General features: G+C 57.2%; 13 protein-coding genes. 7 read left to right on the top strand and 6 right to left on the bottom strand.

The genetic code is table 11. The features are described 5' to 3' along the window. Positions 1–446 (top strand): PIN domain-containing protein (locus VGK48_22695; GenBank protein ID HEY2383993.1); only part of this gene is annotated, 446 nt, incomplete at its 5' end. A 52-nt stretch (positions 447–498) separates the two neighbouring features. On the opposite strand, the gene VGK48_22700 is transcribed toward VGK48_22695, so the two are convergent. From VGK48_22700 to VGK48_22715, 4 genes are read right to left on the bottom strand one after another with little or no spacing between them, the layout of a single operon-like run. After that, complete coding sequence (locus tag VGK48_22700; GenBank protein HEY2383994.1) at positions 499–1,206, bottom strand: SDR family oxidoreductase; 708 nt, start codon at positions 1,204–1,206, stop codon at positions 499–501. After that, positions 1,203–2,978, bottom strand: coding sequence for an ABC transporter ATP-binding protein (locus VGK48_22705; GenBank protein ID HEY2383995.1), 1,776 nt, complete (start codon positions 2,976–2,978; stop codon positions 1,203–1,205). Before VGK48_22705 ends, VGK48_22700 begins: the two co-directional genes overlap by 4 nt. Beyond that, positions 2,979–4,742, bottom strand: a complete 1,764-nt coding sequence (locus VGK48_22710; protein ID HEY2383996.1) for an ABC transporter ATP-binding protein — start codon at positions 4,740–4,742, stop codon at positions 2,979–2,981. A 47-nt stretch (positions 4,743–4,789) separates the two neighbouring features. Continuing rightward, positions 4,790–6,148, bottom strand: a complete 1,359-nt coding sequence (locus VGK48_22715; GenBank protein ID HEY2383997.1) for a phospholipase D-like domain-containing protein — start codon at positions 6,146–6,148, stop codon at positions 4,790–4,792. A gap of 118 nt (positions 6,149–6,266) precedes the next feature. Here VGK48_22715 and VGK48_22720 point away from each other — a divergent pair, with 118 nt between their 5' ends. The 3 genes from VGK48_22720 to VGK48_22730 are packed head-to-tail and all read left to right on the top strand — an operon-like array spanning position 6,267 to position 10,848. Further along, positions 6,267–7,511 (top strand): hypothetical protein, encoded by a 1,245-nt coding sequence (locus VGK48_22720; GenBank protein HEY2383998.1) that lies wholly within the window; start codon positions 6,267–6,269, stop codon positions 7,509–7,511. Further along, positions 7,450–9,108 (top strand): carboxypeptidase-like regulatory domain-containing protein, encoded by a 1,659-nt coding sequence (locus VGK48_22725; protein ID HEY2383999.1) that lies wholly within the window; start codon positions 7,450–7,452, stop codon positions 9,106–9,108. Before VGK48_22720 ends, VGK48_22725 begins: the two co-directional genes overlap by 62 nt. 3 nt (positions 9,109–9,111) lie before the next feature. Continuing rightward, the gene (locus tag VGK48_22730; GenBank protein ID HEY2384000.1) at positions 9,112–10,848 is read left to right on the top strand and encodes a carboxypeptidase regulatory-like domain-containing protein; all 1,737 of its coding nucleotides are present in this window, start codon (positions 9,112–9,114) and stop codon (positions 10,846–10,848) included. Positions 10,849–10,998: 150 nt separating this feature from the next. Here the strand turns inward: VGK48_22730 and VGK48_22735 are convergent, their stop codons facing one another. Next, positions 10,999–11,604, bottom strand: a complete 606-nt coding sequence (locus VGK48_22735; GenBank protein ID HEY2384001.1) for a hypothetical protein — start codon at positions 11,602–11,604, stop codon at positions 10,999–11,001. 178 nt (positions 11,605–11,782) lie between these two features. Beyond that, positions 11,783–11,992, bottom strand: a complete 210-nt coding sequence (locus VGK48_22740) for a type II toxin-antitoxin system ParD family antitoxin (protein HEY2384002.1) — start codon at positions 11,990–11,992, stop codon at positions 11,783–11,785. 330 nt (positions 11,993–12,322) lie between these two features. Between VGK48_22740 and VGK48_22745 the strand changes: the two genes are divergently transcribed. From VGK48_22745 to VGK48_22755, 3 genes are all read left to right on the top strand, one after another. Next, positions 12,323–12,550 (top strand): DUF433 domain-containing protein, encoded by a 228-nt coding sequence (locus VGK48_22745; protein ID HEY2384003.1) that lies wholly within the window; start codon positions 12,323–12,325, stop codon positions 12,548–12,550. Next, the gene (locus VGK48_22750) at positions 12,547–12,879 is read left to right on the top strand and encodes a DUF5615 family PIN-like protein (protein HEY2384004.1); all 333 of its coding nucleotides are present in this window, start codon (positions 12,547–12,549) and stop codon (positions 12,877–12,879) included. The genes VGK48_22745 and VGK48_22750 overlap by 4 nt, the downstream gene beginning before the upstream one ends. Before the next feature lie 324 nt (positions 12,880–13,203). Then, a partial coding sequence (locus VGK48_22755) for a transposase (GenBank protein ID HEY2384005.1) occupies positions 13,204–13,593 on the top strand: 390 nt, incomplete at its 3' end.

A 13,593-nucleotide genomic window follows, 5' to 3' on the forward strand; every position in this document is an offset into this window, starting at 1 on the left:
GACGAACGCAAGCAACCACCAATGGACAAGCGGTCGAAGGCGTTCTGATGAAGTTCATGATGGATACAAACATTTGTATCCATCTGATCAAACATCGTCCCCAAAATCTACTTAACAGGTTTGAGCGCACTCCAGTTGATCATGCAGGAATCTCATCCGTAACACTCGCAGAACTGGAGTATGGCGCCGCAAAAAGCAGCCGCCGGCAGACGAATCGTGAGGCACTGCGGCAGTTTACCTCCCCACTCACCATTGTTGCTTTCGATCAACCAGCCTCAGCTGCGTACGGCAGAATTCGAGCTTTTCTGGAAAACAAGGGCCAAACCATCGGCTCGTTGGACATGTTGATCGCTGCACATGCTTTAAGCCTGAACGTGATACTCATTACTAATAATCAAGCCGAGTTCAAACGAGTGCCGGGGCTCAAAACACAGAACTGGCTCTGACAGCGGATACTTTGGCGCGTTCGAGGCAAAGTGATCCGTATCGATGATCCCTTTATGGTTTTTGCGTCGGACGCATGATGATTTCGCTGATGAAGCTGTTGGGCTCCTGCGTGACGATCATTGCGACAGCGTGAGCGACGTCTTCGGGACGAAGCATACGATCTCTGGCCTTGCCGGATACATCGCCGGGTGAAAAGCGCGTATCTGTGGAGCCGGGGCAGATAACCGAAACGCGAATGCCGGATTGCCTCACCTCTTCGGCCAGCGATTCCGTGAACCCCACGACTCCGAACTTCGATGCGCAGTAGACCGCTCGATTCGCCGAACCCACTTTTCCGGCAATGGAGGCTATGTTCACAATGTGGCCCCGCTTGCGTTCGATCATGGAGGGAAGTACGAAACGGCAGCTTAAAAAGATCCCTCTTAAATTCGTTTCGATGAGAGTTTCAAAATCTTCGTCCTTGAAATCAACTACAGGGCCGAAGATTCCTAATCCCGCGGCGTTCACCAATATGTCCGTCGGGCCAACAGATGCCGCAGCCTGTTCGAAAAGGCGTTGCAGTTCTTCCCTTTTTCGAACGTCGGTGGGAATCACGCTCGCCCCGGGTCCGACGACCCTGCCCGTTTCTTCCAACTCCGCCCGGCTTCGCGACGCGAGAATCACTTTCGCTCCGCGCCTGGCCAATTCTATAGCGATCGCGCGGCCGATGCCGCGGCCTGCACCTGTTACGACCGCAACCTGGTTCTCTATCGATCTCACCTTACGCCTACTTCCTGTTCCTTGTACTGCAGTTGATAGAGTTTGTAATAAATCCCCCGCTGGGCAAGCAACTCCTGATGGGTTCCCATTTCACGCACACGGCCTTTGTGCATGACGATGATTTTGTCACAGCGCTGAATCGTTGAAAGACGATGCGCGATAATGATCGATGTCCGGTTTTCCATCAGGCGGTCGATCGCTTTCCGGATCTGCAACTCCGTTTCAGTGTCGACGCTCGATGTCGCCTCGTCGAGGACAAGGATTTGCGGATCATGCGCCAGCGCGCGCGCAAATGCCAGGAGCTGGCGCTGGCCGGAGGAAAGCGTCGTGCCGCGTTCGTTCACCGGATGATCCAGTCCTGCCGGCAGCATCCGAAGGAATGGACTGAGGTTGACATCCTCCACCGCGGCTTCAACGCGAGCCCGTGGTATCGGCGAACCGAGCCGGATATTCGATTCCAGGGTTCCGGAAAACAAAAAGACGTCCTGAAGCACCACCGCAAACGAGCGGCGCAGGTATTCCAGATCCAGCTTCGCGATGTTGATGCCATCCAGCAGGATTTCGCCTTTTTGAATATCGTAGAACCGCGTCAGCAGACTGGTCGTGGTTGTCTTGCCGGCGCCCGTGTGCCCGACAATGGCGACCGACTCGCCGCGATTCACGCGGAAGGACACATCGCGCAGAATCCAATCTTCAGCGTTGTAGGCAAACCAGACATTTCGAAATTCGATGTCCCCGTGAGCCGGATGCGCGGGCCGGATGGCATCTGGCGGATTCAACACCGTAGCCGGCGTATCGATCAGCTTGAACAACCTTTCGGAACTCGCCATCGCCGACTGCAGAATGTTGTACTTCTCGCTCATATCCGCGATCGGCTGGAAGAAACGGTTTGAATATTGTGTAAACGCGACCAGCCCACCAAACGTAAGCAACCCTTGTATGACTTTGCCGCCGCCATACCAGATGATCAGAGCGATGGCGATGGAGCTCAGAAGTTCGATTGCCGGATAGAACCAGGCGTATGCCAGGATTCCGTCCAGGTTTGCCGCGAGATGCTCCTCATTGATGGCGTCGAATTTATCGAAGCTTCTTTTCTCCCTGTTGTAAAGCTGCACCACAGCCATGCCCGTAATGTGTTCCTGCAGGAAGGCGTTGATCTTTGCGATCGCGATGCGCACCCGCCGATAGGAATCGCGCGCCTTTATCCTGAAGATCGCAGTTGTCAGGAATATGAGGGGGACGACGGACATGGTGACAAGGCCAAGCTGCCAGTTGAGAACCATGATCGCGGCAAGAATCCCCAACAGCGTGAAGATGTCGCCGAAAATCGAGACGATGCCGGCGGAAAACATTTCGTTGAGGACGTCGACATCCGTTACGACCCGGGTGATCAGCCGCCCGACCGGATTCCTGTCGTAGAACGACACCGGCAGCGTGTGCAGATGCCGGAAGGTCTCCATCCGCATGTCGTACATGATCTTCTGGCCGGTGTTCTGAAGAACGTAGGTCTCCGCCGTGGAACAGACGAAGCGGACCAGGAGTAACACAATGTAAACGGCAGCGATCACGGCCAGACCGCGCATATTTCCTGCCGTGATGTACCTGTCGATGGAAATCTTTGTCAGCCACGGAAAGGTGACTTCCAGGCCCGACTCCAGAAGAATCAGGACCAGCGCAACCGCGACATACTTTTTGTATGGCCGGAGGTAGCCCACCAGGCGGCGCATCAGCCTGGAATCGTATGCCTTACCGAGTACTTCTTCTTCCTGCATTTAGTCGCTGACCGCCAGTTCCTCTTCCAGCAATTGCCGCCGGTACAGTTCCGCATAGTAACCTTCCGCGGTCAGCAGTTCGGCATGCGTACCGCGTTCGACGATCTGTCCTTCATTGAGAACAACGATCTCATCGGCATCTCTCACAGTCGACACACGATGGCTGATCAGGATCGACGTGCGATTCTGCATGACACCTTTCAGCTCCCGCAGGATCTGCTCCTCCGTGTAGGTGTCTACACTCGACAGAGCATCATCTAATATCAGGATTCGGGGATCCCGGAGCACCGCGCGGGAGATCGCAGTTCGCTGCTTCTGCCCGCCCGAAAGAGTGATGCCCCTTTCACCAACCATTGTTTCGAACTTATCGGGAAAACTCTCCACGTCCGCTTCGATATTCGAAACCCGGGCGGCGTGGAGAATCTGCGAGTCGGCAGCCGACTCGACTCCGAATGCGATGTTCTCCCGGATTGTTTCTCCAAACAGGAACGTGTCCTGCGGGATGAATCCGATCGCGCTGCGAAGCGCTGAAAGCGGAATACGCTCAATCGGAACGCCGTCGATGAACAAGGAATTCATGGGAGCGTTGTACAGACGCGGTATAAGTTGGACCAATGAAGTCTTTCCCGATCCGGTAGCGCCGACTATCGCCACGGTCCGGCCTTTTGGAATTCGCAGCGAGATATTTCGCAGGGTCGGCGTCCCATCGTAAGAAAAACTCAGGTTGCGAAACTCAATCTCACCGGAAACTTCAAATTCGGCTGCGACAGGCGATTCGTTCCGGACATCGGGAATGGTCTCCAGAATGTAATTCAGGCGTTCCATCGACGCCCGTCCGCGCTCCAGCAGATTGACAACCCAGCCGAGCGCAATCATCGGCCAGCTCAGCCTCCCGAGGTACATGGTAAACGCCACGAAATCTCCGAGCGAAATCGCGTTCTGGATGACCTGACGGCCGCCAAACCAGATGACGATAACGACCGCCGTGCCGATCATCAGTTCCATCGTGGGATAGAACACACTCTGAAAACGGATGAGTTCCTGATTTTTCGAAACCAGGGACCGGTTTATCCCTTCGAATTCCCCGATCTCATGCGTCTCCTGCGAGAATGCCTTGACGACGCGGATCCCTGCCATGCTCTCCTGGACGCGCGCGCTCAAGTCCGCAAGTTTCGCCTGCGATTCCTCCGTCAGATCGTGAATCTTCTTTCCGAAGTAGCGAACGCTGAGCGACACGAAAGGCAACGGAAGCAACGCCAGCAACGTCAGCTGCCAGTTGATCCGCAGCATGAACAGGATCGCCACAACGGCGACAACGATCGTGTTGGCGGTGTACATGATGCCCGGTCCGAACAGCATCCGGACATTGCTCAGATCGTTGGTGGCGCGCGACATCAGGTCGCCCGTTTTGTTCCGCTGATAGAACGACATCGGCAGCGTTTCCAGGTGGCGGAAGATGTCGTTCCGCATCGCATACTCCACATCGCGGGACACGCCGATAATGAGATGCCGCATGAAGAAGCGGAAAACCCCTTCGCAGACCGCCAAAGCGACGACGAGAGCGGCCCAGTAAGTCAGCTTTTCGCGTGTGACAGAGTACTGGAGGCTGTCGACGGCATAGCCCAGAACCGTTGGCATTGCCAGCAGGAACAGGTTGGTCAGAAAGACACAAAGGAAGCCGGCGGCGAGCTTCCGCCGATGGGGCCTGAGATAAGCTCGTAGGCCCTTCAAAACACGCCACTTCGGAGAATCGAATAACGCCATCAGAATAGATATTAACCCGAAAACGTGGAAGAGCTACGCGGGCCGCTTCAGATCTGTTCTTTCAGGAAGACACATGCAGCGCCGAAAAGCCGCTGTTTGAATCCGCGATGGCGCCATTGTTGAAAGGCGACGCGGCGGCAGGATTGCGCGTCGTTTCGAAAAATAGCTTCCAGCTCTTCGGCCATTTTGCGATCGTAGGCGCAGACATTGCTTTCTTCATCGAGAGCGAAGGAACGTGTATCGAAGTTGGTGGTGCCGACGGTGATCCAGGAGGTGTCGACCACCATGGTTTTCTGGTGCAGCATCGTTTTGTTGTATTCATAGATCTCGATGCCGGCTTCGAGTAATTTCCCGTACAGATGGTTGCTGGCGTACCGGCTGATGCGCATATCGTTATGTGTGCCGGCAACCATGATCTTCACATCCACGCCCCGCTTTTTCGCTTCGACCAGGATCTGCACGCCGGAATCGTCGGGCACAAAGTAGGGATTCGAGATGTAGATGGTATGGCGGGCGGAAATAATGGAAAGGTAATACATGGTCCGGATGGCGGACGATCCGCTTTTCGGCGAGCTCAGCAGCATTTGAACGGCGATGCCGCCCGCATCGGGCAGGGACGGGAAGAAACCTTCGCCGTTGATCAGTTCGCCTGTCGTTTCGAGCCAGTTTTGCGCAAACCCGGTCTGAAGTTTCATCGCGCCGGGGCCCTCGACACGGATCATGATGTCGTGCCAGTGCCTGGGATCCTGCGCGTTTCCGGTCCACTGATCGGCAATACCGGCGCCGCCCGTAAACGCAATGCGTCCGTCGACGATAAGAGATTTCCTGTGATTGCGCTGATTGAAGTTGGCGAGTGTGCGCAGCCACATCCGGTTGTACCAGACCACTTCGCAGCAGCTGTCTTTGAATGTCTTGAGAATGTTCCTGCCGATGCTGGATGAACCGAACGCGTCCAGCAGAATCTTCACGGTCACGCCCGCGTGCCGCCTTTCCGCGAGCGCCGATGCAAAATGCCGTCCGATTTCGCTGTTCCAATAGATGTACGTTTCGATGGTGATGGTTTTCCGGGCGCCGGCGATGGCCTCCAGCATCGATGGATAGAATTCATCGCCGTCCGTCAGAATGGAGACTTTGTTGCCTGGAATCAGCGGAACGCCCGTGGCCCCCGTAACACTGGCAAGGAATTCATCGGAATCAATGGGATATTTCGAATCCAGGCCGTAGTGCGGCACGTGTTCGCGCGGAGCAACGAGATAAAAGAAGAAGCCGACACCCGCCAGCGCCGCCGCGGCATTACCGTGCTGCGCCGCCTCGACCATGACTGCAGCCACGACCCATAACCACCAGGACCAGAACAGCTTGCGTCCCCATCCAAGCCAGCCTGATTTGCCCTTTTCGTGACGCATACAGACCGAGACTCCGCTTCGAATGGATTCGGTGCACGCTTTAAGCCAATTGAGGGGCGCACCCGCAATTCCGCATTTCCTTTTTAGCGGCAATGAGCATCATCTATACTGGCGCCGTTTGAGTGCAGTTATCGGTTTTACAGCGGTTGGCACTTCCATTCCGGGAGAACGATTTATGGCGGAGAGCGGCGAAGCCGGAGGAAAAGCCAGCGATTTGTATCTTGGGGTGGTGGACCTTTTTGCCGTCATCCTGCCCGGTGCGATGTTCAGCGGCGTCGTGTGGAAGGTTCTGTCGATCCGCCACAAGGATCTTCTCGAAAGTCTGGCAGAGCCGGAAGTGGTTCCGACCTGGCTGGTGTTTCTCATCGTCTCTTATATCGTTGGACACTTTTTGTTTGCGCTGGGGTCGTGGCTCATGGATCCGCTGTATGACGGGTACTACAAGCGCAAATTCGAATTCGAGGTTAAAAAGGAACTGCCCTCGATGCGGCGGCGCGCAGACCGGCTTTTCAACGAGCTGCTTACGGCGGACCTCTACAGCGAAAACGACAATCGGCTGACATGGAGCGAATCCCTGATACGGCTGGGAAGCGCCTCTGCGAAAGGAGAGCTTGATCGGCTTGAAGCAGATTCGAAGTTTTTTCGCAGCCTGGCCGTAGTTGCGGTTCTCAGCCTGTTCGTGATGTTCTCTCCTCTGACGGGCTGGGTCGATTGGTGGCAGTGGCTGGTTGTCGCAGTGGTAGTTCTCATGTTCGCAACTCTGGTCCGCTTCATGCGAAAAGCGCGCAAGCAAAAGATCGACTTCGATGAAAGGGTCAAACTCAGACTTCCGAAGCACCCGCCCACCGGGCCTGCGCGTCATGACTTACTTCCGCGACTCCGATGGTCCGATGCCGAGTGGCTGGCGGCCGAAGCCTCCGAAAACAAGGAAAGCCAGGCGCTGTTCCGGCGAATAGCGATATTTTTCCCTGCGGCATGGACGTTGCTCGCTCTCCGACCTCGAAACACGGCTGTGCGCGATCCTCGATCCGCTCGCGAGGCGCGGCTCACTCAGCCGGCTTGCCGGCGCGGCACTGGTGTTATCGCTTGCCATCCTGATGGCGACGACGGCCGTGCTTCAGCTGACAACCCTGGCGCCGGCCGTCCTGCTTTCGGCAACGCCGGCTTCAATTGTTTTTCCTGCTCTGCCGGCCGAACCGGAAACGGCAGCCGTTTTAGCGCCGCCGCAGTTGACGGCATCGGCGTCGGTCAGCGGCGCTGTTTCCAGATTGGGATCCGGCGAGGCGCTGCCCGGCACTCGGGTGGAGCTGGTAAAGTCGCCAGGGGGAACGACGGCGGCCTACTCGACAACGACGGCCAATGACGGTTCCTTCGCATTTCCCGATGTGCAGCCGGGCGAATACCGGGTTCTCGCAACGCGCGAAGACGGTCTGCTTCCGGCGGAGTATGGACAGAAGGTGCCGAATGTTCGCGGGCTGCCGATCCTCGTACACACCGCGGACGCGGTCCGCGATATCCGGATCGGCATGGCGGCGCCCGGCGCGATCTCGGGCCGCATTTTTGATCGCGATGGAGAGCCGGTCGGGAATGCGAAGGTTCAAGCGCTCAAGACGACGTATTGGCAGGGACGGCGGGTCTTGACCATTGCCGAGTCCGTTCAGACCAATGATGTGGGCGAGTATCGTCTCTTCTGGCTGTCTCCGGGCCAGTATTACATCACAACAAAACCCACCGATATCGCTGCCAGATCGGCGTCGATGTTTATCCGGCCGCCGGGCGAAACCCCGTACCATGACGAAATGGGAGCGCCGGTCGTCAGCCGGCACGTTCTGGAGAACGGCGAAATACGTGAAGAAGTGTATCCGCGCGCCTATTATCCGGGCACAACCGATTTCAATGCGGCGCGAACGCTTGCGCTGAATGCCGGCGACAATCTCATGCGAATGGATGTCACCGTGGCCGTCCCGATCGCCGCCCACCATGTTCTCGGTACCGTCCTCGACGGAAGCACAGGACAGCCCGCTGCATCCGCTACGCTGCGCGCGATACCGCGCGATGGCGGTCCCAGCGTTGTGATTCCGAACGGCACCGCGAACGGGAATGGAGAATTCAACATTGCTGGTCTGGTTCCGGGTTCTTATGACTTGTTCGCATCGCTCGCAGCAAAGGCAGGTCAGCCGGGTGCACCCGGTGGAACGGCCGGACGCTTGCCGCTCCAGGTTGGCAGCCAGGATTTGAGGGGAATCTCTATTATCATTCCGCCCCCCTTCGATCTGCACGGCCGATTGATTGTCGACGGCAAGGCGGATCCCGACTTCGACGTCACGCGGCTGAAAGTTTATATCCAGCACGACCCGGAAGTGTTCGGCATGCCTTCGGTGCAGGTGCCGACGCGGCCCGGCGGGCTCGATCCAGACGCAACGCAGACGGATGGATCTTTTCTCATTTCAGGAATCGGACCGGGCGATTACAAGGTCAACGCAACCTACACCGGCGTGCGCGGCAACGGCCCGGCGCCGCCGGGTCTCCATCCCGGCACGTTTCTCAAATCGTTCCGCCATGGGAATACAGACGTTCTGAATGGGGGTTTGCATCTGAGCGGTAAACCGGATGGCCTTCTCGAAATCGTCATCGGCACGACCCAGGCGGAAATCAACGGTGCAGTTGTCAATGGCAAGAGCGAAGCGATCCCGAATGCGGTCGTCGTTCTTGTCCCGGATTTGCCGTTTCGCCGCCGCACGGATCTTTACAGGACCGCGGGTACTGACGCATCCGGCCGTTTCGCCATGAGAAGCATCGCTCCGGGCGGCTACACGCTGTTCGCGTTCGAGGATGTGCAGAACGGCTCGTGGTTCGATCCGGATTTTCTCAAGAATTTCGAATCTCGCGGAACGCGTGTCGAGATCAGCCAGACGAGCCAGGAAAACAGGCAATTGATCGTCATCGATGCGCAGAGGTGAATGATGCTGCTCCATGCCATGGTTCTCGCCGGTTTGCTGGCGCAAAATGGAACACAGGTCGAGGGATTCGTAAAACGCGCCGGGACGAATGAGCCGGTTCCGAGAGCGATCGTCGAGCTTCATCGCGATTCGGATGACTCGATCGAGTACACGGTTTCCTCCGGGGACGACGGCAAATATGCCGTGCGCAACGTCCGACCGGGCAAGTACCGGATCGTTGCCAACAAGGCCGGATATGTCCGCGCCGAATACGGCCAGCGCGCGCCGGGCAAGGGTGGAACAGCGCTCGAGTTCGCCGCCGGCCGCAATGTCGCGGGGCTCGATCTTGCGCTAACCGCGACCGCCGCGATCTCGGGCCGGATCTATGACGTGAACGGCCTGCCGGTCGTGAAAGCCACTGTCCGCGCGCTGAAGCCGTCATTTCAGAACGGGCAGCGTACATTCACTCCTGTGCAGGCGGCACTCACGAATGACCTTGGAGAATACCGTCTGTTCTGGCTGGCGCCCGGCCGTTACTTCGTCGGAGTGAATGCTCCGGATTGGCGGGGGCTGGGAGACCTGGTCCTTGTGAACTCCTCCGGATCCATTGCTTCAGGCGCGATGAACGGGCAGCGCTTCGGCACGCCCCTGGAAAATCCATTGGCGCCGGTCACGGTGCCGCGCGGGTTCGTGATGGCCGGTGGAACCTACATGCCGATCTATTATCCAAATACGGCCGATGAGCAGGCGGCTGAAGCCGTCAATCTGGCACCGGGAGCCAGCATCGAAGGCGTGGATATCCGGCTTGCTCCGGTGCGGACGAGGCGCGTGCGCGGAGTGGTGATCGACAGCGCAACGGGGCGTCCGTTCGTCAACCCAACGCCGGGCTATGCGAACTCCGTCCAGGCGGCGCCCAGAACGGACAGCAGCGCCCAGGATATTATCAATCCAACCACGGGCGCCTTCGAGATTCCGGTCGTTGCCGGACCTGCCGTGCTTTCTGTCGCGGGCTACACGCGTACTGGAAGCGTCCGGATTCCCGCCGGAGATACGGACCTGGATGGCGTGCAGATTGTCGTTTCGTCCGGTTTCCAGATACACGGTCAGATTCTGCTGGACGGCGTCAATCCTGCCGCGCGGGATCCCCGCATCGCCTCGCTTCGCGTGAGGCTCCGGGCCGCGCCCCAGGCGCACATGATCGAACCGCCGGCCACGAGCGGCGTGCCGTCAGCTACGGGCGAGTTCGCGATCCAGAACGTCACGACCGGCGATTACAGAATCGATGTGGCGCCGGTTTTGACCACTACCGGCAATCCGTCCATACCGGCGGCGCTGCAGAACGCGTATGTGAAGTCGATTCGAATCGGAAACGATGACATCTTAAGCGGCGGCTTTCAGGCCGATACGCAGCCGCCGGATAGTCCGATGGTGATCGTCGTGGGGCTGAATGCGGGTTCGATTTCCGGAACCGTTGTCGCGGAAAATCAGATGCCTGCACCCGATGCAACCGTCGTGCTCGTGCCGGACGGCGACAGAAGGCAGCGGCAGGATCTGTACCGGACAGGCACCAGCGACACCTCCGCACATTTCAAATTCGATCGGATTTCCCCGGGTTCCTACAAACTGTTCGCCTGGGACAATGTCGATAACGGCGTCTGGCTGGACCCTGCATTCATGAAGGCAAACGAAGACTCCGGAAAATCGATCGTTATCCGCGAAGGGTCACGAGAGGAAATACAGCTGTCCGTCAGAATCCCCTAGTAAATGAGGAGGGCGTAGAGCCGGCGGTTCCGTGTATACCCGGAGCCGCCGGCCCTTTTTATGGGGGCTGCGCGCTGTCGCGCTTGTGCTCCCGCTTTGGTTTACGCCGAGATGAACGTCATCGACGGGCTCCAATCCGTGTGACCCAGTTTACCCAGCGCACGGACCCGGAACTGGTAACTTCCGGCCGGCGTGAGGCCACTGATGGTCACCTTTATTGGAACTGGTCAACGTCATCAGGGTCCAGGGACCAAGGACGCCGCCCGTGCCTTCTTGCGCATAATGCACATCGTTGTCAATGGCGCGGATCTGACGCTCGACCTTCACAACGGCTTGTCCGCTGTTCGGGTCGCGCTCGATCGAAGTGAACTTCGCCGGAGCCAGCGGTTGCGGCGCGGTTTTGGTTTTAACAACCGCCGTGAAACCACTGGTGTTGAACGTCGCCGGATCGTTGTTACACGTGGCTTCGACGTAATGTCCAAGCAGCGTGTACACCCGGAGGACCTCCGCACGTTGTTTGTTTTTCGCACTGATGGCTTTATTACCTCCATCTTCGGCATCGACAATCAACGCACTGAAGCTGTCCAGATCCTGCCGGACTGTCGGCAGGGGAACCGGCGTGTTCGGGAAGGCCGGATTGCTCAACAAGCCGTTGTACCCCGTGTTACCCGCGTTCAGCACGTCGGTATCCGACACTCCATGAAAATTCAGCTTCGCCTTGATCTTCTGAATCACATTTTGAATAGTTGTCGTCATCGCTCTCACCTCCTTTCCCGATTCGAATATTTATTGAGGCTGCGCGCTATCGCGCTTGCCCTTCGGGCCGCGACAGTAAAAGAGGAGAGATATGCGGCCGTTGAATATCCCCCCTACTTGTATAACTCCGGAAACGGGTTAAACCTGACAGGCTTCCGAAAGATTTCTCAAATTTTCTTCAGGCGGAGCGTTTCTGGCGCTTCTGATCCTCCCGGATCAGCGCGCCGATGTAGTCGCTGACGCTGCTGTATCGCCCGGCGCCGATCTGATTGTCGGCAGACTCTTTGAGGTGCTCCGGCAGAGTGATGCTCAGGGTCTGCGAGTCGGCATTGCGCTGCTGCTCCGCGCGTTCCGCCTCAGTGAGGACGCTCTCGCCCTCCCCGGTCACCTTGAAAAGGAGAACGTAAGAGATTCTGCAGATTCAAGCCGCAGGCGGGGCCAGCGGAACCGCTTATAAAATCGCATTACGTAAACAGATGGGATTTAGCAAATGGTAGGAAAATGGTAGGAACTAAACAGGGGTCGGCGTCGATGGCGTGGTGGGTTTTCCGCGCATAGCGGCTGTTATGTAACTAGTGTAGCGTTGGCGGGGCTGCCCAAAAAAGAGTTGTCGGCTCGACGACACGCCAGGGGGTGTCATGCATTCAGAATTCGACAACTCCGCAAATACCTTACGCCGATTGTTGATCGCAACTACGAGAGCCTGTAAATTGGGAAAATGAGTTACCAAGACATCATAACGATCGAGGCCGACAAGCGAGGGGGGAAGCCGTGCATCCGGGGAATGCGCATAACGGTCTACGACGTCCTGGAGTACCTCGCTTCGGGCATGACTGAACAGCAGATTCTTGAGGACTTCCCTGAACTCACTGCAGGCGACATCCGCGCATGTCTTGAATTCGCGGCCGACCGCGAACGAAAGCTCGTGTCCATACCGCCCCAGTGAAGCTCCTTCTCGATCAAAATCTCAGTCATCGCTTGGTCAAAGCGCTGAATTTGGAGTTTCCCGAATCCAGCCACGTTCGCTATGCCGGACTGGAAAAGGCGCCGGATGGGCCAGTTTGGGAATACGCGAAAACGAACGGCTTTTTGATTGTTTCCAAAGACGCTGACTTTCATCAGCGTAGCTTTCTTTTTGGTCACCCACCGAAAGTCGTCTGGATTCGTCGCGGCAATTGCTCCACTGCCGCCATAGAGACAATCCTGCGCGAACATCGAGAAGATATTGAAAGGTTCGCGGAAACCGAGCAGGGCTCATTTCTCGCGTTGCTCTGAAATCGAGGTGAGCAAAACTCCATCAAACGCCATTCCCTTGCGCGACGTCTGACTGGGAACGGTTAATGCGGTGCCGGCTTAAATTCAATTCTAGGAACACACCTGGGTGCACACCTGAATTCCAGCATTCGAATTCCGGAATTCAGGTGTGCGCCCCCTTATTAGCTACTGGGTATTGCTTTCGATCCCGGCTGCCGGTGGACAAGATTCGATTTCCAGCCTGCGCTTCTTGTGGTGGCTTGACGTCAATTCTCCTTCCGCTTTTGAGCCGATTCAACAACGAGGACCTCGATTGGCGCTTTGAAGGATTCTGTCCATCAGGCAATGACGGTAGTCACGGTTCTGGATGCGGATGGCAAGGTGATTTTGGAAACGATGGTCGCGACCGAAGCGGCAGCGATCATCCGGCTGGTGCAAAGCCTGAGCGGGCCACTGCATGTGACCTTCGAAGAGACAACACAAGCGACATGGCTCCACGATGTGATCCGGCATTTTGTAACCGAGGTCGTGGTGTGCGACCCGCGGCGGAACAAGCTGCTGGCGGAAGGATCGAAAACCGACAAGGTGGATGCGCGGAAACTGGCCGATCTTCTGCGGACCGGGATGTTGCGTTCGGTGCATCACGGAAATGAGGCGACGCGGCAATTGAAGGAGTTGGTCCGAGCCTATGAAACGCTGTCGGGGGACACCCGGCGGACGATGACTCGGATCAAG

This window comes from Terriglobia bacterium, assembly GCA_036496425.1.
Taxonomy (GTDB): domain Bacteria; phylum Acidobacteriota; class Terriglobia; order 20CM-2-55-15; family 20CM-2-55-15; genus 20CM-2-55-15.